The sequence below is a fragment of the Erythrobacter sp. S43 genome, from assembly GCF_057364955.1.
Genome location: NZ_CP200285.1, coordinates 1,629,589 through 1,654,275 on the forward strand (window position 1 = coordinate 1,629,589; position 24,687 = coordinate 1,654,275).

24 protein-coding genes are annotated in these 24,687 nt (G+C 58.3%); 4 read left to right on the top strand and 20 right to left on the bottom strand.

Annotation, left to right across the window (positions count from 1 at the left end; genetic code table 11):
• Window position 1 precedes the first annotated feature (1 nt).
• The 7 genes from AC0V6K_RS07980 to AC0V6K_RS08010 all read right to left on the bottom strand — a co-directional run bounded on the left by AC0V6K_RS07980 (window position 2) and on the right by AC0V6K_RS08010 (window position 5,200).
• Window positions 2-394 (bottom strand): hypothetical protein, encoded by a 393-nt coding sequence (locus AC0V6K_RS07980; protein WP_472621092.1) that lies wholly within the window; start codon window positions 392-394, stop codon window positions 2-4.
• A gap of 82 nt (window positions 395-476) precedes the next feature.
• Window positions 477-968 carry a GbsR/MarR family transcriptional regulator gene (locus AC0V6K_RS07985; protein WP_472626077.1) on the bottom strand — a complete coding sequence of 164 codons (492 nt, stop codon included), beginning with the start codon at window positions 966-968 and terminating at the stop codon, window positions 477-479.
• 146 nt (window positions 969-1,114) lie between these two features.
• Window positions 1,115-2,266: a CaiB/BaiF CoA transferase family protein gene (locus tag AC0V6K_RS07990; RefSeq protein ID WP_472621094.1), complete on the bottom strand. Its 1,152-nt coding sequence runs from the start codon at window positions 2,264-2,266 to the stop codon at window positions 1,115-1,117.
• 4 nt (window positions 2,267-2,270) lie between these two features.
• A complete protein-coding gene (locus tag AC0V6K_RS07995; protein WP_472621096.1) occupies window positions 2,271-2,948 on the bottom strand; it encodes a CoA transferase subunit B in 678 nt (225 codons plus the stop codon).
• Between the two features lie 28 nt (window positions 2,949-2,976).
• Window positions 2,977-3,615 (bottom strand): hypothetical protein, encoded by a 639-nt coding sequence (locus AC0V6K_RS08000; RefSeq protein WP_472621098.1) that lies wholly within the window; start codon window positions 3,613-3,615, stop codon window positions 2,977-2,979.
• A complete protein-coding gene (locus tag AC0V6K_RS08005; RefSeq protein ID WP_472621100.1) occupies window positions 3,615-4,496 on the bottom strand; it encodes an HAD family hydrolase in 882 nt (293 codons plus the stop codon). The genes AC0V6K_RS08000 and AC0V6K_RS08005 overlap by 1 nt, the downstream gene beginning before the upstream one ends.
• Window positions 4,493-5,200 (bottom strand): CoA transferase subunit A, encoded by a 708-nt coding sequence (locus AC0V6K_RS08010; RefSeq protein ID WP_472621102.1) that lies wholly within the window; start codon window positions 5,198-5,200, stop codon window positions 4,493-4,495. Before AC0V6K_RS08010 ends, AC0V6K_RS08005 begins: the two co-directional genes overlap by 4 nt.
• Before the next feature lie 445 nt (window positions 5,201-5,645).
• On the opposite strand from AC0V6K_RS08010, the gene AC0V6K_RS08015 reads away from it, so the two are divergent.
• The gene (locus AC0V6K_RS08015; RefSeq protein ID WP_472621104.1) at window positions 5,646-7,967 is read left to right on the top strand and encodes a CDC48 family AAA ATPase; all 2,322 of its coding nucleotides are present in this window, start codon (window positions 5,646-5,648) and stop codon (window positions 7,965-7,967) included.
• On the opposite strand, the gene polA is transcribed toward AC0V6K_RS08015, so the two are convergent.
• The gene (polA, locus tag AC0V6K_RS08020) at window positions 7,964-10,804 is read right to left on the bottom strand and encodes a DNA polymerase I (protein WP_472621106.1); all 2,841 of its coding nucleotides are present in this window, start codon (window positions 10,802-10,804) and stop codon (window positions 7,964-7,966) included. The two genes, AC0V6K_RS08015 and polA, sit on opposite strands and share 4 nt — an antisense overlap.
• A 256-nt stretch (window positions 10,805-11,060) precedes the next feature.
• Between polA and AC0V6K_RS08025 the strand changes: the two genes are divergently transcribed.
• A complete protein-coding gene (locus AC0V6K_RS08025) occupies window positions 11,061-11,372 on the top strand; it encodes a hypothetical protein (protein WP_472621108.1) in 312 nt (103 codons plus the stop codon).
• Window positions 11,373-11,483: 111 nt separating this feature from the next.
• Here the strand turns inward: AC0V6K_RS08025 and AC0V6K_RS08030 are convergent, their stop codons facing one another.
• The gene (locus tag AC0V6K_RS08030; RefSeq protein WP_472621110.1) at window positions 11,484-12,506 is read right to left on the bottom strand and encodes a serine hydrolase; all 1,023 of its coding nucleotides are present in this window, start codon (window positions 12,504-12,506) and stop codon (window positions 11,484-11,486) included.
• A 285-nt stretch (window positions 12,507-12,791) separates the two neighbouring features.
• Here AC0V6K_RS08030 and AC0V6K_RS08035 point away from each other — a divergent pair, with 285 nt between their 5' ends.
• Window positions 12,792-15,101, top strand: coding sequence for a DUF305 domain-containing protein (locus AC0V6K_RS08035; protein WP_472621112.1), 2,310 nt, complete (start codon window positions 12,792-12,794; stop codon window positions 15,099-15,101).
• A 79-nt stretch (window positions 15,102-15,180) separates the two neighbouring features.
• On the opposite strand, the gene AC0V6K_RS08040 is transcribed toward AC0V6K_RS08035, so the two are convergent.
• From AC0V6K_RS08040 to AC0V6K_RS08060, 5 genes are all read right to left on the bottom strand, one after another.
• On the bottom strand, window positions 15,181-16,263 hold the full coding sequence (locus AC0V6K_RS08040; RefSeq protein ID WP_472626079.1) for a DUF885 domain-containing protein: 1,083 nt from the start codon (window positions 16,261-16,263) through the stop codon (window positions 15,181-15,183).
• Window positions 16,151-17,023, bottom strand: a complete 873-nt coding sequence (locus AC0V6K_RS08045; protein WP_472621114.1) for a DUF885 family protein — start codon at window positions 17,021-17,023, stop codon at window positions 16,151-16,153. The genes AC0V6K_RS08040 and AC0V6K_RS08045 overlap by 113 nt, the downstream gene beginning before the upstream one ends.
• Before the next feature lie 161 nt (window positions 17,024-17,184).
• Window positions 17,185-18,846, bottom strand: a complete 1,662-nt coding sequence (groL, locus tag AC0V6K_RS08050) for a chaperonin GroEL (protein WP_472621116.1) — start codon at window positions 18,844-18,846, stop codon at window positions 17,185-17,187.
• A gap of 54 nt (window positions 18,847-18,900) precedes the next feature.
• A complete protein-coding gene (locus AC0V6K_RS08055; RefSeq protein ID WP_472621118.1) occupies window positions 18,901-19,188 on the bottom strand; it encodes a co-chaperone GroES in 288 nt (95 codons plus the stop codon).
• A 119-nt stretch (window positions 19,189-19,307) separates the two neighbouring features.
• Window positions 19,308-20,723 (bottom strand): MATE family efflux transporter, encoded by a 1,416-nt coding sequence (locus tag AC0V6K_RS08060; protein ID WP_486172603.1) that lies wholly within the window; start codon window positions 20,721-20,723, stop codon window positions 19,308-19,310.
• A 147-nt stretch (window positions 20,724-20,870) separates the two neighbouring features.
• Between AC0V6K_RS08060 and AC0V6K_RS08065 the strand changes: the two genes are divergently transcribed.
• On the top strand, window positions 20,871-21,269 hold the full coding sequence (locus tag AC0V6K_RS08065) for a hypothetical protein (RefSeq protein ID WP_472621122.1): 399 nt from the start codon (window positions 20,871-20,873) through the stop codon (window positions 21,267-21,269).
• A gap of 82 nt (window positions 21,270-21,351) precedes the next feature.
• Here AC0V6K_RS08065 and rplL read toward each other — a convergent pair whose 3' ends face one another.
• The 6 genes from rplL to AC0V6K_RS08095 all read right to left on the bottom strand — a co-directional run bounded on the left by rplL (window position 21,352) and on the right by AC0V6K_RS08095 (window position 24,225).
• Window positions 21,352-21,732: a 50S ribosomal protein L7/L12 gene (gene rplL, locus AC0V6K_RS08070; RefSeq protein ID WP_472621124.1), complete on the bottom strand. Its 381-nt coding sequence runs from the start codon at window positions 21,730-21,732 to the stop codon at window positions 21,352-21,354.
• An 80-nt stretch (window positions 21,733-21,812) separates the two neighbouring features.
• A complete protein-coding gene (gene rplJ / locus AC0V6K_RS08075) occupies window positions 21,813-22,328 on the bottom strand; it encodes a 50S ribosomal protein L10 (RefSeq protein ID WP_472621126.1) in 516 nt (171 codons plus the stop codon).
• Between the two features lie 287 nt (window positions 22,329-22,615).
• On the bottom strand, window positions 22,616-23,287 hold the full coding sequence (locus AC0V6K_RS08080) for a DUF4386 family protein (protein ID WP_472621128.1): 672 nt from the start codon (window positions 23,285-23,287) through the stop codon (window positions 22,616-22,618).
• Window positions 23,280-23,522 carry a helix-turn-helix domain-containing protein gene (locus tag AC0V6K_RS08085; RefSeq protein WP_472621130.1) on the bottom strand — a complete coding sequence of 81 codons (243 nt, stop codon included), beginning with the start codon at window positions 23,520-23,522 and terminating at the stop codon, window positions 23,280-23,282. The genes AC0V6K_RS08080 and AC0V6K_RS08085 overlap by 8 nt, the downstream gene beginning before the upstream one ends.
• Window positions 23,522-24,055, bottom strand: coding sequence for a DUF2975 domain-containing protein (locus AC0V6K_RS08090; RefSeq protein ID WP_472621132.1), 534 nt, complete (start codon window positions 24,053-24,055; stop codon window positions 23,522-23,524). Before AC0V6K_RS08090 ends, AC0V6K_RS08085 begins: the two co-directional genes overlap by 1 nt.
• 23 nt (window positions 24,056-24,078) lie before the next feature.
• Complete coding sequence (locus AC0V6K_RS08095) at window positions 24,079-24,225, bottom strand: hypothetical protein (RefSeq protein WP_472621134.1); 147 nt, start codon at window positions 24,223-24,225, stop codon at window positions 24,079-24,081.
• Between the last annotated feature and the right edge of the window lie 462 nt (window positions 24,226-24,687).

Below are 24,687 nucleotides of genomic sequence, written 5' to 3' on the forward strand. Positions count from 1 at the left end.
CTTAACTGTGATCAGTTGCGGCCTGCGCCACCCATTGCTCCTCACGGAACCAGCCGCCCACTTTCCGGCCGAACTTGGCAATCGCATTCATGTTGAAGAAGTGCATCAACCCCAACGCAACGACGACGATGCCCACTTTGGTTGCGAGGAACCGGACGGTCTCCACCGCAGTCTCCGGCGGCGTGCCAAAACGCAGGGTCAACAGAATCCAGCCGAGGTTCACGAGATAGAAGCCGACGACCAGCAAGTGGTTGGTCGATTTCGCCAGTGTCTCATCATGGCCAAAGCACTCGGTCAGGAACACGAGGCCATTTTTCGAAAGCGTATGGGCAACCCAGACGGTGAGACCAATGCTGACTGTGAGATAAACGAGGTACGCAATAAGTTCGAACATCAATTCCTCCTGTAATTTCTGTAATTAGTGAAATAACTAGTTGTGGGTTTGATGCATGGAATGCTCCTGTCGAAGTTTCAGATTAAGCCTTGGAGGACCCGCCGGGCAGGAAGCGCGCGACGCCGCGGCCTAGCTTCATCAGGCGGACCAATGTGGGCTTGGGCAGGTGGCGCACATCGGCGTACCATCCCGTGAGTGTATCGATGAATTCGTGCATACGGCCAATTCGGTGGCGGACATGCTCTGGAACATCGTCTCGCTCGTTAAGGCTGACCGATAGCTGAGCAAGCAACTCAATTGTCGGATCCATCTCTCGCCGTTTTCGCTCGGCTGCGATCTTCATCAGCATGTCCCACAGGTCGGTCTCTGCGACGAAATGATCACGGCGATCACCTTCAACGTGGACACGACGTACGATCGTGTAGGATTGAAGTTCTTTAAGGCCATTGGAGACGTTCGACCGGGCAAGCCCGAGTGTTTCACAGATTTCCTCGGCATGAAGTGGGCGGTCGCTGAGGTACAGTAGTGCGTGGACTTGCGCGACGGAGCGATTGACACCCCATTCGGTGCCCATTTCACCCCAATGAAGGATGAAGGACCGCGCCTCTGGAATTCCAAGCAGTTTGCTCACGACTCACTCCGTTTCTTTAATTTCTGTTTTTACAGAAATAACGGATTAGTGCAAGGGCCTATTGTCGGACCGTCGCCGATCTGGGGGAATCAGCCGTGCTCGCCGAGCATCGGCGAAGGATTATCCAGCGCCAGTTCTGCCTCTGAAAACAGGAACGGGCTGCGCACGCCCGGCATTCCGCCCAGTTCGACCCGCATCCCTCTTGCGAGCACTTGGGGGTCGGCGAAAACCTCGTCGAGATTGTTGATCGGGCCGACGGGCACGCCATGCTGCTGACACGCCGCGAGCAGGTCTGCTTTGGTCCATTTCACGGTGGTAGCGGCAATCTCCGCGTCCAGTGCACTGGCATGCTCAACACGGCCACCATTGGTGGCAAAGCGTGGGTCTGACGCAAGGTCAGCGCGATCAAGCATCGCCACCAGTTTCTGGAACAAGCCATCATTGGCCGGTGCCAGGATCACGTGACCGTCGCTGGTGGGAAACACGCCATAGGGCGCAACCTGCGCATGCGCGTTCCCCATGCGTGGTGGATTGTCGCCAGTTGTGAAATGATACGATGCCTGATTGGCGAGCAGCGCGACCGAACAATCGAGCAATGCCATATCGACTTGTTGACCTTTGCCCGTTCGCTCACGCTGGAGCAGCGCAGCCTGAATGCCGTTGGCGGCCCAAACGCCGGTTGAGAGATCGCTGATCGAAATACCCATCTTCATCGGCGCGCCATCCGGTTCGCCGGTGAGCGACATGAACCCGCTCATGCCCTGAATGACAAAGTCGTATCCGGCTTCTTTTGCGCGCGGGCCAGTCTGCCCGAATCCTGTGATCGAGCAATAGACAAGGCGAGGTGCGTCTGGCGCGAGCGAGGCGTAATCAAGGCCATACTTCGCCAAACCGCCGGTCTTGAAATTCTCGATCACGACATCGGCTTCGAGGCAGAGAGTTTTGACCCGCGCCAAGTTATCGGCGTCAGAATAATCGGCAATGATTGACCGCTTCCCGCGATTGCAGGCATGGTAATAGGCCGCTTCCCGGTGGACGGATCCGTCAGCCGCTTTGCGTTCGACCCATGGCGGCCCCCACAATCGCGTGCCGTCTCCCTCGGGGCTTTCGACCTTGATTACATCTGCACCAAGATCGGCGAGAATCTGACCCGCGAAAGGCCCGGCGAGAACGCGCGCAAGCTCGACGACTTTCAGCCCCGCCAGTGGAGCATTCGGGTTTCGGGGCCGTTCAAGCCACATGATGTCAGACCGTTTCCAACGCCACTTCGTATTGTGCGCTGGTCTTCGCGGCGACCTCTTCCTCGGTCACGCCGGGAGCCAGTTCGATCAGGCGGAACGCGCTGTTTTTGTCGGCGCGATGGAACACGCCGAGATTGGTGATGATCATGTCGACGACATTGGTGCCGGTAAGCGGAAGGGTGCATGCCGGAATGAACTTGGGATCGCCAGCCTTGCTGTTGTGGTCCATCACAACAATGATCTTCTTGACGCCCGCGACCAGGTCCATCGCGCCGCCCATGCCCTTGATCATTTTGCCCGGGATCATCCAGTTGGCGATGTCACCGTTCTCGGCCACTTCCATCGCGCCCAGCACGGTCAGGTCGATATGGCCACCGCGGATCATCGAGAAGCTGGTGGCGCTGTCGAAATAGGCACTGTGTGGCAGCTCGCTGATAGTCTGCTTACCCGCATTGATGAGATCAGGATCAACCTCTTCGTCGTAAGGGAACGGACCAATACCAAGCATTCCGTTCTCGCTCTGCAGCGTCACCTGCATGCCTTCCGGAATGTGGTTCGCGACCAGCGTCGGGATCCCGATGCCAAGATTGACGTAATAGCCATCTTCCAGCTCCTGCGCAGCGCGAGCCGCCATCTGGTCGCGGGTCCAACCGGCTGGTTTTTCGGCGGGTGCGTCGGTCATCGTTTCGTTCCTCGTTATCGTGCTGGCGTTACTTAAAGCGAAGCACCAGAAATTCATATTCGCCGTGGCCCATCTTGTCGTCGCCATTCTCGTCATACCAGGCGACGAGATAGAGCGGGTGCTTGATGTCTTTGATGGCAGTCTGGATGCGAGTGCGATCCTCAGTCCACTTGCTGACAGAAGAGACGTGGAAAATAGGGCGGCTTTTGTCAGGGCCTAACCTCAGACCTGTCAAATGATGGTGGGCTTCGTCGTTCAGAAACAGGTCACCCTGACTTGCGGCGGTGTCGGCCATGCCGGTTGCTGGCCCAAAGTAGGCCGGCAAGACCTGAGAGGAGCGGTCGGCCCAATTCTTGCGCTTCGCTTCATCGGCCTTTCCAAAGATCGAAGCGTCATCCCAAGCGGTGAGATGATAGGTATCTTCATCGCTGCGCGCCGGAAAAACGATCGTGAACGACCGCTTCTTCAGCGTCGCCCCGGTGCGCTTATCGCCAGTGTAGCGAAGGGGGGCAAACTTCCCATCTTGCTCAATGCGCAAGGCGAGCCACGCTGAATGGCGCACCTCGCCAATTTGATCGTCTGCAGCAGCGGGGCTGATGTCAGCGGGCGACACGGTGGCTGATCCAAGAGCAAGCATGGTCAGAATTGATTTGATCGCGTGCTTCATCAGTCGGCCTTTCCAAGTGGAGGCGGCACTAGAAACCAGCCTTCGCCAATAAGTGCCTCGAGCGGCTGGGCGGCTTCGGGTTTGAGGAGGTGTTCGTATAGCTCGTCAAAATCCTCGCGATGATCCCCGGCGATGGCGAGGATGCAATTCTCGTTCGCGATTTCGACGCGGCGGGTTTGCTTGCGATCACCGGGATAGCGCATCAGCACCAGCCGGTCCTCGCCTTGCGGGTCCAGACCGGTTTGCGTCAGGCCCACGCGGATCGCGCCTGCGTCACCGGCTGTGCCTTGAGAAACCCAAGCGATGGTGACCCCTGCCTCGCGGATCTTCTGGAGGCCTGCCGTCACAGACGGGGCGACTTTGACTGCATCCTCCGCCGCAAGGGAGCCGCCGTGCGGGTCAAGGTCGATCAGCACCAACGGTTCCTTGGCGGCGCATAGCTTCCGTTTTGCGTCCAGCGACGCGGGATTGATGAGCATTGCCGAGGGAACGGGTTTGTCCGACGCCCCACCGATCGCGACTTTCGTTACGTAGTCGAAAAGACCATCATACGGGGTGGTGGCTGGCAGTGGCATAGCCACTGGTGTGGGCTGGGTTGCATCCGGATTGAGCGCCAGTTCAAACGCATGCTCTGCTGACGTCTGTGCATCACGTGTTCCCGATTGAGCAGGGGCAGGTTCTTGCGGCGCGGGGTTGGATTGGACTGGTACCGGGCTGGCTTCCGCGGTTTTGGGAGCCTCCACCAAGGGGCCTTCGCCATCGGTTCCCGCGCGCACCATTCCTGCCCCGGCAATGACCGGGATTGCCGCCGCGACACAGCCATTCAGGCATACAGCCATGGCCAGAATTGTCGCTGCGCTGGAGGCGCGGCGCGCGATCACGCGTCTTCGCGCTCCCGCGTGGTGCGGAATTCGATCTTCTTGTCGTAAGGTGCGCCCAAAACCATGCGGTTCACAAATACGCCGGGCAGATGGATCGCGTCGGGATCAAGCGCACCGGCGGGCACAATTTCCTCGACCTCGGCGATGCAAACCTTGCCGCATGTTGCGGCCGGCTGGTTGAAGTTGCGCGCGGTCTTGCGGAACATGAGGTTGCCGGTTTCATCAGCCTTCCAAGCTTTGACGATCGACAGGTCGGCAAAGATGCCGTGCTCCAGAATATAGGTCTCGCCATTGAATTCCTTGTGCTCTTTCCCTTCCGCAACCTGCGTTCCCACGCCGGTCTTGGTGTAGAAGCCCGGGATGCCCGCGCCGCCTGCGCGCATCCGTTCAGCCAAGGTGCCTTGAGGGCAGAACTCCACCTCCAGCTCTCCTGAAAGAAACTGCCGCTCAAACTCCTTGTTCTCGCCGACATAGGAGCTGATCATCTTTTTCACCTGCTTGGTGCGCAGCAGTTTGCCGATACCTTCATTGTCGATCCCGGCATTGTTGCTGGCAAAAGTCAGGCCGGTCACGCCGCTATCGCGGATTGCATCAAGCAACCGTTCAGGGATGCCGCACAGACCAAATCCGCCTGCTGCAATAAGAAGGTCATCTTCAAGCAACCCGTCGAGCGCTGCGGCAGCTGATGGAAAGAGCTTTTTCATGGCGGAATCCTGTCAGTGGAAGTTTGATATTGCCGATGCGGCCTGATTAGTGGCTCGGCCAGTCCCTGTCACCACCGCGCTTGGGGAGGCTGCGGATTGAAGGTGGCGGATGCGGAGGCGAGTCGAAATCCGCCCTATTTTTAATCATCATGATACAGCTTGCCTAAATATGAGGCAGTAATATGCGATAAACTGCACCTTAAGCATCTATCTGACCATAATGTTGCAATCTTTGCATCAAAAAGGGCTTTTTCGCACTTGCACAATGAAATTGGGTCGCGCATATGTTGTGACGCCTTTCAGGCATCCTCTCCCAAACTTTTTGGCCCGGCCTTAGTGCCGGGCTTTTTTCTGCCCGTTTGCAATCCGCACTTGGTCTGCCTAGCTAACTTTGCGCTCCATAATCGCCGCGATTCTGGGGTCTTGGACGCTGAGAGGAAATTTCATGGCTGATGCCGACACCAAAACTGCCGAACGCACTGCGAGGCTTCAGGTGGCGCCCGCGCGGCAGGAAGAGTCGGGCCAAGGTATCGCGCGCATGCCGCGCAGCGCATTTCAGACATTGGGCATCACGGAAGGTGATGTCGTCGCCATCAAAGGCAAACGAGAAACCGCTGCGATTGCCACTGCGGCCTTTCCCGAAGACGAGACGCTTGAGGTTGTGCGGCTCGATGGCCTTCAGCGTGGCAATGCTGAGGCAGGTTCGGGTGAACATGTCGAAGTCTCCGTCGCTGAATCGCGCCCAGCCAAGCGGGTGGTGTTCGCGCCCGCCCAGCGCGAGATGCGCTTGCAAGGTCCAACGCAGGCGTTGAAGCGCAACTTTTTCCGCAAGCCCTTGGTCGCGGGCGATCTGGTCGCCACCACTGGCCAGCAGCCGGTCCAGAACATGCCGAACGATGTGCGCCAGTTGCTGCGCGCACCGGCCTATGCGCTCACACAAATCCGCCTCTCGGTTCACTCGACCAGCCCTAAGGGCATCGTCCATATCGACGAGAACACCGAAGTCGAATTGCTCGCCGAGTTCGAGGAACCGCGCGATGCGCGGGGCACCGTGAACTACGATGATGTCGGCGGTATGGAAGAAACCATTCAGGCGCTGCGCGAGATGGTCGAACTGCCGCTGCGTTATCCAGAGCTGTTCACCCGCCTTGGTGTGGATCCGCCCAAAGGCGTGCTGCTGCATGGCCCGCCAGGGACCGGAAAAACGCGCCTTGCCCAAGCTGTCGCGAATGAAAGCGATGCCGAATTCTTCACCATCAACGGACCCGAAATCATGGGCTCCGGTTATGGCGAGAGTGAAAAGCGTCTGCGCGAGGTGTTCGAAGAGGCGACCCGATCCGCGCCCGCCATCGTGTTCATCGACGAGATCGACTCCATCGCGCCCAAACGCACTCAGGTGCCGGGCGAGGCAGAGAAGCGCTTGGTCGCCCAGCTCCTAACACTGATGGACGGGTTGGAAGCGCGCGCGAACCTTGTTGTGATCGCCGCCACCAACCGCCCCGACGCAATTGATGAAGCCTTGCGCCGACCGGGCCGCTTCGACCGGGAGATTGTGATCGGGGTGCCCGACCAATCGGGTCGCCGTGAAATTCTGGCGATCCACACACGAGGCATGCCACTGGAAGAAGAGGTCAACCTGGAAGAGTTGGCGCGCGTCACGCACGGCTTTGTCGGAGCAGATATCGCTGCGCTGGCACGCGAAGCCGCCATCGATGCCGTGCGCCGGATTATGCCGCGGCTCGATCTGGATGCAGGCGAAATCCCGCCAGACGTTCTTGAAGATCTGTGCGTCACGCGCGACGACTTCCTGTCGGCTCTCAAACGTATCCAGCCTTCCGCCATGCGCGAAGTTATGGTGCAGATGCCCAATGTCGGCTGGGACGATATTGGCGGTGTGGGCGATGCAATCGACAAGCTGAAAGAAGGCATCGAGCTGCCGCTCAAGAATGCCGACGCATTTCGGCGCCTTGGCATTCGTCCGGCCAAAGGCTTCCTGCTCTATGGCCCTCCCGGTACGGGCAAAACCTTGCTCGCCAAAGCTGTCGCCAAAGAAGCTGAGGCGAATTTCATCTCCATGAAAAGCAGCGATCTGCTGTCCAAATGGTATGGCGAAAGCGAGCAACAGATTGCGCGCATGTTCCAGCGCGCCCGCGCGGTTGCGCCGTGCGTGGTCTTCATTGATGAGATCGACAGCCTCGTGCCCGCGCGCGGATCAGGGCAGGGCGAGCCGCAGGTCACGGGCCGCGTCGTCAATACTATCCTTGCCGAAATGGATGGACTTGAAGAGCTGCAATCGGTGATCGTGATCGGGGCGACCAACCGTCCGACTTTGGTTGACCCCGCGCTGCTGCGCCCGGGCCGGTTTGACGAGCTGGTCTATGTCGGCACGCCTGACAAGGAAGGCCGCGAACACATCCTTGGCATCCACACCAAAGAAATGCCGCTTTCAACCAATGTCGATCTGGCCGAAATCGCCGCGAAGACTGACCGGTTTACAGGCGCTGATCTTGAGGATGTGGTTCGCCGCGCAGGGCTAGGCGCGCTGCGTCGGATGGGCGGCGATGTCTCTGCAGTCGAGATGCAAGACTTCGAGGATGCACTCGAGGACAGTCGCGCAACCGTGACTGCCAAGATGGAAGCCGAATATCGCAAGATGCGCGGTGAGCTGAAAAAGCGCGCGGCGGAGGTCAATCCGATTGGCTTCTTCCAGCCTGACACGCTTGAGCCAACCCGCGCCAATAAGCACGGCGATCCCGAAACGGATTAATGCGCTGCGTCCCAGCTGGCGCCGGTTCCAATATCGACCGCCAATGGCACATCAATGGTCACAGCCGGCAACGCGGCTTCTGACATGACACGCTCGATCACTTGTGAAGCGGCGGAAACGTCGCCTTCGGGCAATTCGAACACCAGTTCGTCGTGGACCTGAAGCAGCATGCGTACATCGGGCAGGCCCGCATCGCGAAGAGCGGGAAGCATTCTGGCCATCGCGCGCTTGATGATGTCGGCGCTGGTCCCCTGGATCGGCGCGTTGATCGCCGCGCGCTCAGACCCTTGCCGCTCCGCCTGGTTCTTTGATGCAATGCGCGGGAACCACGTTTTGCGACCGAACAAGGTCTCCGAATATCCGCGCTCTCGCACAGTATCGAGCGTCTCGTGGATGTAGCGCTGGATACCGGGGAAGCGCTTGAAATAGGTGTCGATCATATCCTGCGCTTCGTCCGGCTCGACTTCGAGCCGACCTGCGAGGCCCCAGCGTGAAATGCCATAAAGGATCGCGAAGTTGATCGTCTTGGCCTGCGCGCGCGTGTCTCGGGTGACCTCGCCAAACATCTCGGTCGCGGTGCGCGCGTGGATATCCTCACCTTTGGCAAAAGCGTCTTTCAGCGTGTCGACATCGGCCATATGCGCAGCCAGCCGCAGCTCGATCTGCGAATAGTCGGCGGCGAGCAGAACATTGCCGGATTCCGGCACAAACGCTTCGCGAATGGTGCGGCCGATTTCGGTACGGATCGGGATGTTTTGCAGGTTGGGATCGGTGGATGAAAGCCGTCCGGTCTGTGCGCCAACCAGCGAATAGCTCGTGTGCACGCGCCCCGTGTTCGGGTTGATCTGGGCCTGGAGTGCATCGGTGTAGGTTGATTTGAGCTTTGACAGATGGCGCCATTCGAGCACCTTGTCTGCAATCGGCTTGGCCGCTTCGTCCTTGGAGAGGTTCTCCAAGGTTGACTGATCGGTCGAATACGCCCCGCTCTTGCCCTTTCGGCCTCCTTTGAAGCCCATCTTGTCGAACAGTATCTCACCCAGCTGCTTGGGCGAGCCGACTGCGAATTCCTGCCCGGCAATCTCGTGGATTTCTTTCTCAAGCTCGCCGGTTTTGGTGGCGAACTCTTCGGACAATTTGGAAAGCCGCGCTCGGTCAACCTTAATGCCCTCGCGCTCCATGCCCGCGACTACCGGGATCAGCGGACGGTCAACGCGTTCGTAGACCTTTGTGCCACCTTCTTCGGACAAGCGCGGTTTCAGAAGCTGATAGAGCCGCCATGTCACATCGGCGTCTTCGGCGGCATATTCGGTCGCGCGGTCCAGCGGGACTTCGCCGAAGGGGATCGCCTTTTTGCCTGTGCCGCACACATCCTTGAACGCCAACGGCGTGTGACCCAGGTGGCGCTCGGACAGTTCGTCCATGCCATGACCGCCGCCCATACCTTCACCGCGCCCTGCGTCCAGATCGAAGCTGATGACCATTGTGTCTTCGATCGGCGAAACGTGCACATCGTAACGCGCCAGCACGTTCAGATCGTATTTGCCGTTCTGGAAAATCTTGGTGACGCTGTCGTCTTCCAGCATCGGTTTGAGCGCGGCGAGCGCATCGCCGAGCGGGACCTGTTCGGGCTTCTCGTCAAACATGTCCGTCCCGCCATGCGCCAGCGGGATGTAGCACGCATCATTCGGGCCGAGTGCCAGGCTCACACCGACCAGATCGGCTTGCATCGCATCGAGCGATGAGGTCTCGGTGTCCACTGCTACTTCGCGAGCCGCCTTGGCGCGGTCGACCCATGCTTGCAGGCGCTCCATTGTCTGCACCGTTTCATAGGCGGTGCGATCCAGTTTGGGCAGTTCGGGCGGAGGTTGGCGGTTGCCTTCTGCTGTTCCGGCATCGCCCGCTTTGTCGGCTGTCGCCGGATGGAGATTGTTCGCGCGCTCCGGGCTGCCTGTGCCAGCGCCCAGCCGCTTGAGCAGCGAAGTGAAGCCGTGGGTCTGGAGGAAATCAGAGAGAGGTTCGGGTGGGATGCCGTCCAACTTGAAATCGTCCAGCGGCTCGGGAAGGTCACAATCTTCTTTAAGCGTCACAAGAACGCGGCTCATCTCCGCATCTTCGCGGCCTTCGAGCAAGCGCTCTTTCAGCTTCGATTTCTTCATTTCCGGCGCAAAGTCGAGCGCGGCAGTGAGCGAACCATGCTCGGCAATCAGCTTGCTGGCGGTCTTCGGGCCGACGCCATAGATGCCGGGGATGTTGTCTACGCTGTCTCCCATAAGAGCGAGAACATCACCGACCAGATCGGGGGTGACGCCGAACTTCTCTTCGACTTCGGGGATGTAAATGCGAGCACTCTTCATCGTGTCGAGCATGTCGATCCGCGCGCCGTTCTCTTCGCCAACGAGCTGCATCAAGTCTTTGTCGGATGAGACAATCGTGACGTTCCAGCCCTGTCGCTGCGCTTCGCGGGCGTAGGACGCGATCAGATCATCCGCCTCCAGACCTTGCTCCTCGATACATGGAAGGCTGAACGCGCGCGTCGCATCACGGATTAGCGGAAATTGCGGCCGTAGATCCTCAGGCGGTGGCGGCCGATTGGCTTTGTATTCCGGATAGATATCATTCCGGAAACTCTTCGAATCCTTGTCGAGTATCACGGCAAGGTGGGTTGGACCGTCGGCCCCGTCCAGATCGTCAGCCAGCTTCCAAAGCATGGTGGTATAGCCATAAACCGCGCCGACCGGCGTCCCTTCCGGGTTAGTGAGAGGTGGCAGGCGGTGATATGCCCTAAAAATGTAAGATGAGCCGTCTACGAGATAGAGGTGCTGTTGCTGGTCAGACATGAAGGTGTGCTAGCACCGGCACTGCGGCCGCGTAAGAGCCGATTGGCCACCAGTCTTTGACGGCGTGGACAACTCGAATGGCCTCCCGAAATATGGCGAAAAAAAGGCACAAATAGGGCAAAATGGCCATAATTGGCTTGCATTGCCTCATTTTAGCCCTTATTTGGAAACGCAGAGTCGGGGGTCAAACAACTCGGCTTGGCGTGATTTCACTTAAGGGTCGCGCGTTCCACTCGCTGATTAAGGAATTAATATTATGCGTAAGATCGTTCTTGCTGCCGCAATCGCTACTTCGGCTCTGGGCCTCGCTGCTTGTGAGCAGGCTGCTGAAGAAGCTGGCAACGCTGCTGAAGCTGCTGGCGAAATGGCTGATGAAGCTGCAAACTCGACCGCAGAAGCCGCTGAAGGTGCCGTAGAAGGCGCAACCGAAGCTGCTGAAGGTGCCGCTGAAGGCGTGACCGAAGCTGCTGAAGGCGCTGCTGACGCTGCTACCGAAGCTGCTGGCGATGCCAAAGAAGCTGTCGAAGGCGCTGCTGCCGACGCTAAAGAAGCTGTCACTGGCGAGTAATTCGCTGCAGCCACTTCCCGTTTTGGGGAGTGTTTAGCATTCAGGAAGGGGCGGTACCGTTTGGTGCCGCCTTTTTCTTTGTCCGTGATCCGCTAGGTGATCGAAAGACCGTTACTGCCCACCATTATATGGCGCGTTGGTCCAGTTTTGACGCGGCTGGGCTGTGGTGCCGAAACCATCATACAATTCGCGGGCGATCGCCGCGATCTTGCGTTCACGCGCCAGCTTTGCCCCTTGTCCCGTGACATAAATCGCCACAGCAATCGCGCGGCCATCAGGATATTCGACGATGGCAATGTCGCTGGATGTGTTGTTGAGCGATCCCGTCTTGTTGCTGACACGGGCGCTTGCAGGCATCTTTCCCTTGATCCTTCGGCTTCCCGTCACCGTCCGGCTCATCGCGCCGAGCAACACACGCCGGCTTTGATCGGATAGGAAGTCGCCGCGATAAAGACCCTGAAGCAATCGCACCATCGCGCGCGGACTGGCGGAATCGCGTGGATCAATCCAAGTCGCCGGATCATATTCGCCATCATCGCGAACAAGTGTTGCGATGTCCCGGTCGATTGAAAAGTCACTGATGCCCTGACGCTTCATCCACGCAGTCACGGCACTTGGACCGCCCACCGCATTAAGCAACGTATCCGTCGCAGGGTTGCTCGACCGCGTGATCATGATCTCAATCAGATCGATTGCAGCCATGTTCTTACCGCGACGTTTGGGGGCAGCAACGGAGGAAAATTTACGCGAACGCACTGGCAAAAGCAGCGGAAACTCACTGGTCAGCGAATAACGGCCTTGCTCGACCATCTCCAAAAATGTGCCCGCAACCGCAACCTTGCTGGTCGATGCCATCGGGAACAATTGGTCCCCAAGCACCATGATCTGCTCGCCTGAATTCAGATCAACTGCCGCGACACCGATCCGTCCACGGCTGTCATCAGCCAAGAGGGAGATGCGCTGCTGAAAGCCACTGGCGTAAACCGCTTCTTGCGTTTGGGGTGACCGGACTTCGGTACCCAGAAGACTATCAAAGTCTGCCTTCAAGTCTTCGGACTGTGCCGAGGCGGGGGAGGTCGTTAGCGCAAGAGCGGCTGTTGCGGCCAGAATGGTCGAAGTGCGTTTGAAGAACATCAGGCGATAGTGCTCCTGTGGTGGTTACCCCTGACTTAACGCTGCGCGATTCGTCGCGGCAAGCGCACGGGCCATCTCGTGCGGTGAAATGTGCGTGGCTCACGGTCGGGATGGCAGGGCCGCGCATTTTCTGCTCACTCAAGCGCAATCATCGAAAACAAAATGCGTTCCATCGAAACAATCTGGATACAACGTCACATCATTGCGTTGGTCATGCAGAAACGCTCTTGACTGTCATGATCGGGGGCGCTGATTTGATGGCAAGCAATGCAACACAGGACTCTCATGAAAACCTCAAGAATCTCTGCCGCCAGTAGTTCGCGCGCGATCCTCACTGCCATGCTGCTTGGCACGTCCTCGATGGCCTTTGCACAACAGATTGTGCAGCCAGGCGCACCAGGGCAAGCGACGAAGACACTGACAGCTGAGGAAGCAACCCAGCTTGCCAAAGCGAAGTACACCGATGCTGATGTTGTGTTCATGCAGGGCATGATCGTGCACCACCAACAAGCCGTCGACATGGCGAAACTGGCGACAGATCGCACGAACAACGAAGAAGTGCTTGCCATCGCGGGTCGGATTCAGGCCGCGCAGGATGACGAGATCAAGTTCATGAATGAGTGGCTGTCCGCCCGCGGTGAAAAAACCGTGATGGTCGGCATGGACCACAGCGCCATGGACCATTCAAAAATGGACCATTCGAAGCACGCGATGGTCGATCACTCGACTATGGCTGGCATGGCAACTCAAGCGCAGATGGACGCACTTGCCGCTGCACAGGGCACCGAGTTCGACCGCCAGTTCCTGACTCTGATGATCGCGCACCACGAAGGCGCGATTGACATGGTCGACAAACTGCTGGGCCAACCCGGCAGCGCCGCCGATCCGATCCTTTTCCGCTTCGTTGGTGATGTCGAGAACGATCAGGAGGCAGAGATCGATAAGATGGACCTGCTACTCGCTGGCCTCTCATCTGATCCGCGCGCAGGTCTCAAATCAGGTTTTGCCGATGCAGGCGAAGCGATCATGAACCTGAGAAAAGTCGTCAGCCTGACCAAGCCAGCTGGCTTCTTTGATCCGGAAAACCCGTCTGATCTGCGCCCCGCGATCCCGCCGCGCGAGGATGAGGACGGTGAAGCAGCCGAAGGGGAAGCAACCACCGAAGAAAAGCCGGAGCCTCAGGCCGGTGACGATGCGCGACCACGTGGTGACGAAGAATCGCTTACCCAGTTTGCCGAGCGTTCGCCTCTGCTCGATTTTGCCAACACCGATATGGCGTTCTTCGACGACATCATGGTCGCGGGCAATTATCACGGCTTCAACATCTACAAGCTGGGTGACGATGGTGCGCCCGCGCTCATGAGCTCGGTTGTATGTCCGGGTGGTCAGGGCGACGTTTCGGTCGCTGGCGACATTCTGATCATGAGCGTCGAGCAGACCCGTGGCCGTGTCGATTGCGGTCTGCAGGGTGTTGAAGGCGACGTCAGTGATGAACGCTTCCGCGGTCTCCGCATCTTTGACATTTCAGATCTCACCGCTGTGCGTCAGGTCGGTCAGGTGCAAACTTGTCGTGGCAGCCACACGCACTCAATCGTGAGCGCCGATGATGAAAAGCTGATCGTCTACAACTCCGGCACATCGCGTGTGCGCAAACAGGAAGAGCTGAACCGCTGCATCGACAACCCGTCGGACTCGCGGACTGCTTTGTTCAGCATCGACGTGATCGAGATTCCGCTTGCCGATCCTTCCAAGTCGCGCATCGTCAGCAGCCCGCGCGTGTTCGCGGACGACGCCACAGGCGAAATCGCGGGCCTTTGGAAAGGCGGCGAGAGCGAAGAAGGTGCACAAGACACACGTCAGACCAACCAGTGTCACGACATCACTGTCTTCCCGTCGCTCAAGATCGCAGCAGGCGCATGTTCGGGCAACGGTATCCTGATGGACATCTCCGACCCGATGAACCCCAAGCGCACCGATGCGGTGTTCGATAAGGGCTTCGCATATTGGCACTCGGCAACGTTCAATAATGACGGCACCAAAGTCATCTTCACCGATGAATGGGGTGGCGGTGGTCGCCCGCGTTGCCGTGCGTCGGACCCGATGACATGGGGCGCGAACGCGATTTACGACATCGTCGATGGTAAGCTGGAATTCCGCAGCCACTACAAGATGCCCGGACCGCAAGGCGACAAGGAAAACTGCGTCGCGCATAACGGTTCGATCATTCCGGTGCCGGGCCGCGACCTGTTCGTGCAGTCTTGGTATCAGGGTGGCATCAGCCTGATGGACTTCACCGACAGCGCCGACCCGAAAGAGATCGCTTACTTTGACCGCGGCGCGATCAATGATGAGCAACTTGTGGTTGGCGGATACTGGTCGTCTTACTGGTACAATGGTCGCATCTACGGCACCGAAATCACACGCGGCATCGATGTGTTTGCTCTCGAGCCAAGCGAGCATCTGACCAAAGAAGAGATCGCGGCGGCAGAGGCGGCAAGCTACGCCAACACCCGCTTCAACCCGCAAACCCAGACGCAAGTCACATGGGATGAAAGCGTGATTGAAGAGGCAGAGGCCAGCCGCAAGGGCGGCTAAGCTAAGCCTTCAACAGACAACAAAAAAGGGCGGGTCAGCGTGATGCTGGCCCGCCCTTTTGCTATTCAAGGGTGCGAGATCAGCTCTCTTTGACCTTCGCCACCCAGTTATCGACCTGCTTCTCAAGCAGGCTGAGCGGGACAGATCCACCGCCCAAAACCGTATCGTGGAAGCCGCGAATGTCGAACTTGTCGCCAAGCTCTTCCTTCGCTTTGTCCCGCAGTTCCTGAATCTTGATCATCCCGATCTTGTAGCTGGTCGCCTGACCCGGCAGCACGAAGTAACGCTGCACCTCGCTGCGGGCGACGGTCTCGGGATTGGGTGAGTTTTCGAGGCAATAGGCTACCGCCTCATCTTCGCTCCAGCCCTTGGCGTGGATGCCGGTATCGACCACCAGACGGATCGCGCGCCACATCTCGCTCATCAGACGGCCGAAGTCGGAATAAGGGTCCTGATAACCCCCCATCTCTTTTGCTAGGTCTTCCGAATAGAGCGCCCAGCCTTCACCATAAGCGGAGATGAAGTTACCCTGAGAACGGAATTTGGGAACGCCTTCCGCCTCTTGCGCGATGGAAAGCTGCATGTGGTGGCCCGGATTGCCCTCGTGATAAGCGATGGCTTCCAGCGGCGGAATCGGCATCGCGGTCATGTCAGACAGGTGGGCATAATAGATGCCCGGACGTGAGCCGTCGGGCGTGCCGGGGCGGTAATGCTGTGCGGCGCCATCCTGTTCGCGGAACGGCTCCACCCGGCGCACTTCGAGCGGCGCCTTGGGCAGGCGACCGAAATACTCAGGAAGCCGCTCGGTCAGCGTGTCGATATGGCCCTTCGCACGGTCGATATAATCCTGCGCGCCTTTCTCATCATTCGAGAAGAAGAACTGCGGGTCCTCGCGGGTGAAGACGAAGAAATCCTCCAGTGTGCCTTCGAAACCGACCTTCTCCATGATCGCCTTCATCTCGTCGCGAATACGCGCGACATCGGCAAGGCCCAGCTCGTGGATCTCATCGGCGGTCATGTCCGTCGTGGTCATCTGGCCAAGGCTGTATTCATAAAACGCCTCGCCATTGGGTAGCGTCGTGACGCCAAGCGCCTTCTCGCTGGTGTTGGGGCGGTCTTCGGTGAACCAGTCGACGATCTCGCTGGTAGGCCGGAGCCATATTGTCGGTCAGAGCGGTTTCGGCCTCGGCCTTGAGCTCGTCGGCACGTTCCTGAGTGATTGTGCCGTCGGAAACCAGCTTTGTGAGATGTCCTTCGACACCGGCCCAAAGTGCGGACGGTTCGCCTTCTTCAAACGGAGCGCCGCTGATGATCTTCTTGGATTCATCGATCACCGCATCATAGGCGAAGCGGGGCGGACGTGTGCCTGCCTCGGCGTTGTTCTGCGCCAGTGTGAGCGCCTGATCCATAGCGGTCCCGATGCCGCTGATCCGGGCGATGAAAGCTTCCATATCGCTTTCGCTTTCCACTGCATGCTGACCCAGCAGGAAGCTTGGCAGGAAGGTATGGAAGCCGTTCATCTGCGTCAGGATGTACTGCTGTTCCATAAATTCGCGCGATGCAGTCGCCTGCTCGGCGCGCCATTTGAACATGTCGAAAGACAGCTTCGCATCGTCAGAGAGCGCATCGTAATCGAAGTTCGCTTCCATATCGACGAGCGCTTGCTCCCACCATGCGATCTGCTTTTCGACCGCTTCCATGCTGAGCTCATCAATCTTGTCGTAATCGGTCTTGCGACCCAACGCGGTTTGGCGGATCGGGCTGAAGGCCAGCTCTTCTTCGAACTTTTCCTCAAACCAAGTGTTGAGACATTCTGTTTGATCACCGGCGCATTCGATTGTCGCGGCGGTTGGTGCGGTCAGTGCATCGCATCCGGCAAGCGCGACAGACGCGAGCAGTGCGGCGGCAAGTTTGGTTTTCATGTTAGAAATTCCCCGTAATTTCGTTCTGGTTTTCCCATGCGCGCTCGCGTGAGGGTTTGGAAGCATTGAATCGATGAATGCGTATGTGCTGCCGACAAAGAAAAAGCCCCACCGGATCGCTCCGGCGGGGCCTTTTGTGTGCGTTGTAGCGCTTGAGTGGCTTAGAAGCCGCCCATGCCGCCCATGCCGCCCATGCCGCCCATATCGGGCATGCCACCCGGGGCGCCGCCAGCGGCTTTGTCTTCCGGAGCGTCGGTGATCGCCGCTTCGGTGGTGATAAGCAGGCCGGCAACCGATGCCGCATCCTGGAGAGCGGTGCGAACAACCTTGGTCGGGTCAATCACGCCAGCTTCAACGAGATTCTCATAAGTGTCTGTCGAAGCGTTGAAGCCCTGCGTTTCGTCATCTTCACGAAGCAGATTGCCCGAAACCACTGCGCCATCATGGCCAGCGTTCGATGCAATCTGGCGAACCGGCGCCATGATCGCGCGACGAACGATGTCGATGCCGCGGGTTTGGTCGTCGTTTTCGCCTTTGAAGCCTTCGAGCACCTTGGTTGCGTACAGCAGAGCTGTGCCGCCGCCAGGGACGATGCCTTCTTCAACAGCAGCGCGGGTTGCGTGGAGTGCGTCATCAACGCGATCCTTGCGTTCCTTCACTTCGACTTCCGAAGCGCCGCCAACCTTGATCACGGCAACACCGCCGGCGAGTTTCGCCAGACGTTCTTGCAGCTTTTCACGGTCGTAATCGCTGGTGGTGGCTTCCATCTGAGCCTTGATCTCACCGACGCGGGCTTTGATGTCGTCTTCGGCACCGGCGCCATCAACGATGGTGGTGTTGTCTTTGTCGATGGTGACGCGCTTGGCTTCGCCGAGCATGCCTAGCGTGACGTTCTCGAGCTTGATGCCGAGATCTTCACTGACCATTTCGCCCTTGGTAAGGATCGAGATGTCCTGAAGCATCGCCTTGCGACGATCGCCAAAGCCTGGTGCCTTGACCGCAGCCACTTTCAGGCCACCGCGCAGCTTGTTGACCACGAGCGTCGCGAGCGCTTCGCCCTCGATGTCTTCTGCGATGATCAGCAGCGGACGACCGCTCTGAACAGCCGCTTCAAGAACCGGCAAAAGCGATTGCAGGTTAGAAAGCTTGGCTTCGTGGATCAGGATGTACGGGTTTTCGAGTTCAACCGTCATCTTGTCCGGGTTGGTGATGAAGTAAGGCGACAGGTAACCACGGTCGAATTGCATGCCTTCGACAACGTCGAGTTCAAATTCGAGGCCCTTGGCTTCCTCGACGGTGATGACGCCTTCTTTGCCGACCTTGTCCATCGCTTCGGCGATCTTTTCGCCAACTTCGCGGTCGCCATTGGCGGAGATAACACCGACCTGCGCGACTTCGGCCGAACCAGCGACTTCTTTTGAACGGCTGGCAAGGCTGTCGACAACCTTGGCAGTCGCTGCGTCGATGCCGCGTTTCAGATCCATCGGGTTCATGCCAGCGGCGACGGCGGTCATGCCTTCGCGGATGATCGCTTGGCCGAGCACGGTTGCGGTGGTGGTGCCGTCACCAGCGAGGTCGTTCGTCTTCGACGCAACTTCTTTGAGCATCTGCGCGCCCATGTTTTCGAACTTGTCAGTGAGTTCGATTTCCTTGGCGACGGTTACGCCGTCCTTGGTGATGCGTGGTGCGCCAAAAGCTTTGTCGATCACGACGTTGCGGCCTTTCGGGCCGAGCGTCACTTTAACAGCGTTTGCGAGCGTATCGACGCCCTTGAGGATGCCTTCGCGGGCATCACGGCCGAACTGTACGTCCTTAGCAGCCATTGGAGTTTCTCCTGAAAATTGGGTGTTTTGAAAAAAGCGTGTGGGTCAGTCGGCTCAGCCGATAACGCCCATGATGTCGCTTTCCTTCATGATCAGCAGGTCTTCACCTTCGATCTTGACTTCGGTGCCGCCCCATTTTCCAAACAGGACGCGGTCGCCTGCTTTGACGTCGAGAGCAACGCGGTTGCCTGCGTCGTCACGAGTGCCTTCGCCGACGGAGACGACTTCGCCTTCGCTCGGCTTTTCCTGTGCGGAATCGGGGATGATGATGCCGCCAGCGGTTTTCGTGTCGGCTTCGATGCGACGGACCAGAACGCGGTCGTGCAGAGGACGAAATGCCATTTTGGTATGACCTTTCTAATAGGGTTGATGTGTCTCTTGGCACTCTCCTCCCGAGAGTGCCAGCGGGGCGCATGTGGTTGCGTGTCGCAGCAGAGTCAAGCGCCCAGCGCCGAAAAATTTCAGGGGGTTTTGGATATGCGCTGCGTGAGGCCCAGCCGCTCGCGTAGCATCCAGCGCCACGTTAGCAGCAACGCGGCAAAGGTAAGCCCGGTGGCTAGGCCGATCCAGACTCCAACTCCTGCGAGCGAAGTGTAGAAACCAAGCCCGATTGAGAGGCCAATCCCCGGGACCCAATAGCTGAAAATCGCGATCCACATTGGCATGCGTGTGTCCTGCAATCCGCGCAAGGCCCCAGCTGCGACAGCTTGAACGCCGTCAACCAACTGGAACGCCGCCGCTAGCGCGAGATACTGCAACGCGAAGCCCACAAGCGCGGCGTTACGAGCGGCGTATGGATCCACATAGATCGACAGAAGCGTGTAAGGCGCCAGCACCATCGCGCTGGCGGTGAAGGTCATGAAGATCACCGCAATCGCAATGCCGACCCAGCCCGCGCGCTTGATCCCGACAGGATCGCCCGCGCCATAGAAGTATCCCACGCGGATGGTCGCGGCCTGACTGACACCGAAAGGCACCTGAAATGCCAAAGCGGCGAGTTGCAGGGCGACGGTGTGTCCGGCGAGTTGCGCCGCGCCAATATTGCCCATGAGGAATGCCGCAGCGCCGAAGATGCCCGCCTCTGCCGTGACTGTAAGAGCGATGGGCGTGCCGATGCGGATGATCTGCCAAAAGCGCGGCCAATCAGGGCGCCAGAAGCGGTAGAAGATGCGGTATCGCGCCAGAGGTTTGTCGAGCAAGATCGCGGTGACATAGATGCTCAGCACAAATAGCGAGGTGATGATCGTTGCCACCGCCGCGCCGGTCAGGCCCAAGGCGGGCGCCCCGAAATTGCCGAAGATGAAGGCGTAGTTGGCCGCTGCGTTGACGACGACGCCAAGCGCGGTGATTGCGGTGGCAAATATCGGACGGCCCAATGCCGAAACATAATAGCGCAGCACCGCCGCGAGGAGCATCGGGATCAGCGACCAGATGATCACTACGTTGTACTCATTCGCGAGAGCGATGATCCGCGGTTGCTGTCCTGTCGCGACCATGATCGGCCCGAGCAAAAGGCAAAGCCCCATGCCGATGACGCCTGAAATCACGGCCAGCCAAAGCGCCATGCGCGTGGAACGGCGAACAGGCCGGAAGGATGGTGAGCGCGAACCTATGGCCTCTGCGATCAGCGGCGCGACCGCGCCGACCAGAGACGTCATGGCCCAAAGCACCAAGCCAAACAATGCGACGGCCAAGGCCGATGCCGCCAACGGCTCGTCGCCCAATCGCGCGATAAAGATCACGTCGATTGCGTAGGTGAGCATCTGCAGAAGATTGGCACCCGCCAACGGCCCGGCGAGCAACAGGGTTGCCCGGGTTTCTTCGCTCCATGTGAGTGTCCCCACAACGGGCGCATTTGAGGCGGCGTCATCACGCATAAAGCCGGCCCGAATACATTCATGCGGCGAATTGACCTAGTGCCGTTTGTTTCTCGGCCATGGATTCTGCTTAGTTGAGGCCCCCGCACCACAACTTGCCTTCACGCTGCCTGTGTGACAATCGGCGGTCAAATGAGGAGAATTCGAATGAAGAAGATCGCACTTTTGGTGGCCGCTTCATTGGGGCTGAGCGTTTCCCCTTTGGCAGCCAGCGACGAAGAAAGCCCCGTCAGCTATGATGACGCCATGAAGTGCAGTGCGCTTTTCTCGCTGCTTTCCGGAGCATCTGAAGGCAGCGAAGTGGCTGAATTTGAAGATATGGCAACGCGTTGGCTCGTCGTCGCGATGGACCGTGACGGAACCGAAGATGGCAGCAAGGCCGAAGCAGAGCTTGAGCCGATGCTCGACAAATTGATCGAGGCGCTCGAGGAATTTAGCGATCAAGAAGAATCCGCAGGTGAAGAATTCCTGACCAAAGGCATCGAATTTTGCGAAGGCAAGCACGCGCAGATCGCTGATGAGATTGACGGGATCGAGCTCGAATAGCCTTCCTCTGAACAAGACAAAGAAAAAGGGCGGTGCCATCGCTGGCACCGCCCTTGTCTTTTGAGCAAAGCTCGAAAGAAGCTTACTTGAGCTCGACGGTACCGCCTGCTGCTTCGATCTTGCCTTTGATCTCTTCGGCTTCTGCCTTGGCAACGCCTTCTTTGAGCGGCTTCGGTGCGCCTTCGACGAGACCCTTGGCTTCGGTGAGGCCCAGGCCGGTGATGGCACGGACTTCTTTGATGACCTGGATCTTCTTGCCGCCGTCGCCGGTGAGGATGACGTCGAATTCGTCTTTCTCTTCAGCAGCGCCGCCAGCGTCGCCGCCACCAGCACCCGGTGCAGCAACAGCAACAGCAGCAGCGGCGCTCACGCCCCATGCTTCTTCAAGTGCGGTTGCAAGTTCAGCTGCCTCAAGGACGGTCAGCTTCGAAAGTTCTTCAACAAGCTTGGCAATATCAGCCATGATGTATCACTCCAATTGTACGGGGCGGCCTCACAAGGTCACACCCCAGATATGTTTCGTCTCTTGCGAGTACGCGTCTCTTAAGCAGCTTCGCTGGCGCCAAAGGCACCAAATACGCGAGCGAGCTTGTTGGCGGGTGCGTTGACGACCTGAGCAACCTTGGTTGCTGGGGCGTTGACGAGGCCAACAATCTTGCCGCGCAGCTCGTCGAGGCTCGGCATGGAGGCAAGAGCCTTCACACCAGCTTCATCGAGCACCTGCGTGCCCATCGAGCCACCAACGATTTCCAGCTTGTCGTTCGACTTTGCGAAATCGACAGCAGCCTTAGCGGCTGCGACCGGGTCTTCTGACCAGGCCAGTGCGGTCGGACCGGAGAGGAATTCCTCAAGGCCCGTGTAATCGGTGTCTTTCAGGGCGAGCTTGGCGAGACGGTTCTTCGCAACCTTATAGGATGCACCGGCTTCACGCATTTTGTTGCGCAGTTCGGTGGACTGCTCCACCGTCATGCCGAGGTTGCGGGTCACAACGACCACACCAACTTCGTTAAACGCAGCGTTGAGCTGGGCAACCGCTTCGGTCTTTTGCGAACGATCCATGCCTTACTCCTTCACTATGGCCGCACGGACAAACGCCCGAACGACCGGCTCACATTTTGCTCTGCCGCTAACCGACAAAACAAAGTCCAACGATGGGGAAGGAGGGTGAGCCATCACGGCTCGGCTGCGGCACTCGCACGGAGTGTCCGCTGAAAACTCGTTTCCCCGCCTAGGCTGCAAATTAAGAACGGCAAATTCCGCTCAGCAACTGTCTCGGACGGATGACTGCAAAAGCAATCGGAGCGCGCAATTACTTTGCACGCCCCGAAAGTCAAGCGATTCTGTGTCTATGGGCGGTGAGCGCGAAGCAGATGTAACCCCAGCCAACCGAACCATACAATTTGACCCAAACCGAACAGATCCACCAGTTCACCCAGGGCGGGCACAAGGCTTGCTACACCCACAAGGCCAAGGACGACGCCGATCCAGGCCAGCGCCTTCGGCATCAATCCGTGGCTCAGGAAGAGCCAACTTGTCATGCCCATCCACACGCCGCCAAGAAATTCGTTCCCGCCGCCGATTGCATCTTGAACGACGCCAACAGCGATCCATGCGCTGGCTGCGTAGTTCGGGTAATTGACTGCGGTATCGGCAATCACGTTCATTCCGACTACGCTGATCATGCCGCTTGCGAAAACCAGACCGGCCCAGATCAGCCCAAAGGCTGTTGTTATCAGCATTGCGCCTTGAATGGCTTCGCTGGCTTTGCGGTGCACTGCGACGACCAAAACGGTCAGGGCGCAAGCCGCCAGCGGATAGAGCACGATCATCGCCAGCGTCAGGATCGGTAGATTGTCTGACACGAAAGCGACATTCCCGGCGGGCCCTTCGTAACCCGTTCGATCGATGACGCCTATGAACAGAGCAAAGCCGAAGATGTAGGAGGCCGCCATGAAAATGGCGGCCATCCCTCCGGCTCGATCAAGCGAACGCGGTGTTGCTTGGGCGATATCAGGCATTGCTGCCGTCTTCGTTGGCGTAACTCAGCAGATCGCCCGGCTGGCAGTCCAGTTCGCGGCAGATCGCTGCGAGAGTGCTGAAGCGGATTGCCTTGGCTTTGCCGGTTTTGAGGATCGAGAGGTTGGCGAGGGTCAGGCCAACCCGCTCGGCCAGCTCGGTCAGCGTCATGCGGCGTTCGTGTAGCAAGTCATCGAGTTTGACCATGATCGTTGCTCCTTCATCATCAGCAGGCATCACACGGTCCCTTCGAGGTCTTCGCGCATTTCTGCGCCATGGTTGAACACACGGGCGAGGATAAAGAGCACGACGGCAAGCAGCACTCCGGTGAGCGTGAACTCGAAATCGACGGTCAAGTTATCTTGAGGCACGTATTGGCTCAGATACGCGGCCAGCGCGCCGATAGGGAATGAGGCGATCTGAAAGCCGAGTGCGATCCAGCCCATGCGCGTCATGCGCTTCGAATTTTCGAAGGTGAATGGATCACTATTCGCGACGGATTTGATGATGCGTCCGAGCAGCTGGAAGAAGTGGAACGAGAACGCCGCCACCGTGGCTGCGAGCGCGAGCATTATTGCGGCCGCAAACTTTACCTTCGTGGCGTCGGCTCCGGCGGCTTCGGTCAGCTCAACAGCAAACTCAGCGTTGCTGAACAGGACAACCGGAACCAGTACGAGCAAAAACACCGTGACCAGTCCAATGACGATCATAAGCATGACGGTGAGGATTTTTCCGGCTGCGAGCAGCGGATCATTTGGCTTGGGTGACATGGGGATACTCCTTGGTCTTTCGCTCAAGCGAGCTCGAACGGCTGCGTCACTCCATAAGGGGACTGTGCCTGAGCCTGCGCAGACGGGGTGGCAACGATGGTGCCAATCGACGTGAAGGCGAGAATGACCGCTGCGAAGGCGGCAAGGGAGTTGGTGAAGGTACGAGACATATCGTTCTCCTTGATGTGACTTATTGTTTTTCAATAATCTCTATCTAGGAGCGGAGGGGTTTATCGTCAATCAATAAATATCGAAAAACAATAATATGCTGATTGAAAAGCGATATTTTAAAGCATATCGTTTTTCAATATGGTCCGGCCGGTGCAGTTTGCGCTTTCTCAGGTGGCATTTTCCGCCGTGATTCGAATCGCATGCATGGCAGTTGACCTCGGGCGCGCGTGTTCCTACATGGCCCTCACACGCCAGCTTCGAGCCGGACCGATTCATGCGCGGGGATCGGGCCAAGAATGGAAGCGGCGCTCGCCATATTCGCGACGTTAAGTTGAAGCTGCATTCCATGCGGCCTGAGAGGGTTTGCGCTTGGTATGCGGCTCTTTTGCGTCCGATGTGGCCGTTCTCTCGCGTGATGAACGGTAACCAACAAAGCGCGGGGGTATCTCCTCCGTAGCGAA

Coding starts and splice junctions, on each gene's coding strand:
- AC0V6K_RS07980 (WP_472621092.1), bottom strand. CDS start 394: ATGTTCGAACTTATTGCGTACCTCGTTTATCTCACAGTCAGCATTGGT.
- AC0V6K_RS07985 (WP_472626077.1), bottom strand. CDS start 968: ATGGGCACCGAATGGGGTGTCAATCGCTCCGTCGCGCAAGTCCACGCA.
- AC0V6K_RS07990 (WP_472621094.1), bottom strand. CDS start 2,266: ATGTGGCTTGAACGGCCCCGAAACCCGAATGCTCCACTGGCGGGGCTG.
- AC0V6K_RS07995 (WP_472621096.1), bottom strand. CDS start 2,948: ATGACCGACGCACCCGCCGAAAAACCAGCCGGTTGGACCCGCGACCAG.
- AC0V6K_RS08000 (WP_472621098.1), bottom strand. CDS start 3,615: ATGAAGCACGCGATCAAATCAATTCTGACCATGCTTGCTCTTGGATCA.
- AC0V6K_RS08010 (WP_472621102.1), bottom strand. CDS start 5,200: ATGAAAAAGCTCTTTCCATCAGCTGCCGCAGCGCTCGACGGGTTGCTT.
- AC0V6K_RS08015 (WP_472621104.1), top strand. CDS start 5,646: ATGGCTGATGCCGACACCAAAACTGCCGAACGCACTGCGAGGCTTCAG.
- polA (WP_472621106.1), bottom strand. CDS start 10,804: ATGTCTGACCAGCAACAGCACCTCTATCTCGTAGACGGCTCATCTTAC.
- AC0V6K_RS08025 (WP_472621108.1), top strand. CDS start 11,061: ATGCGTAAGATCGTTCTTGCTGCCGCAATCGCTACTTCGGCTCTGGGC.
- AC0V6K_RS08030 (WP_472621110.1), bottom strand. CDS start 12,506: ATGTTCTTCAAACGCACTTCGACCATTCTGGCCGCAACAGCCGCTCTT.
- AC0V6K_RS08035 (WP_472621112.1), top strand. CDS start 12,792: ATGAAAACCTCAAGAATCTCTGCCGCCAGTAGTTCGCGCGCGATCCTC.
- AC0V6K_RS08045 (WP_472621114.1), bottom strand. CDS start 17,023: ATGAAAACCAAACTTGCCGCCGCACTGCTCGCGTCTGTCGCGCTTGCC.
- groL (WP_472621116.1), bottom strand. CDS start 18,846: ATGGCTGCTAAGGACGTACAGTTCGGCCGTGATGCCCGCGAAGGCATC.
- AC0V6K_RS08055 (WP_472621118.1), bottom strand. CDS start 19,188: ATGGCATTTCGTCCTCTGCACGACCGCGTTCTGGTCCGTCGCATCGAA.
- AC0V6K_RS08060 (WP_486172603.1), bottom strand. CDS start 20,723: ATGCGTGATGACGCCGCCTCAAATGCGCCCGTTGTGGGGACACTCACA.
- AC0V6K_RS08065 (WP_472621122.1), top strand. CDS start 20,871: ATGAAGAAGATCGCACTTTTGGTGGCCGCTTCATTGGGGCTGAGCGTT.
- rplL (WP_472621124.1), bottom strand. CDS start 21,732: ATGGCTGATATTGCCAAGCTTGTTGAAGAACTTTCGAAGCTGACCGTC.
- rplJ (WP_472621126.1), bottom strand. CDS start 22,328: ATGGATCGTTCGCAAAAGACCGAAGCGGTTGCCCAGCTCAACGCTGCG.
- AC0V6K_RS08080 (WP_472621128.1), bottom strand. CDS start 23,287: ATGCCTGATATCGCCCAAGCAACACCGCGTTCGCTTGATCGAGCCGGA.
- AC0V6K_RS08085 (WP_472621130.1), bottom strand. CDS start 23,522: ATGCCTGCTGATGATGAAGGAGCAACGATCATGGTCAAACTCGATGAC.
- AC0V6K_RS08090 (WP_472621132.1), bottom strand. CDS start 24,055: ATGTCACCCAAGCCAAATGATCCGCTGCTCGCAGCCGGAAAAATCCTC.
- AC0V6K_RS08095 (WP_472621134.1), bottom strand. CDS start 24,225: ATGTCTCGTACCTTCACCAACTCCCTTGCCGCCTTCGCAGCGGTCATT.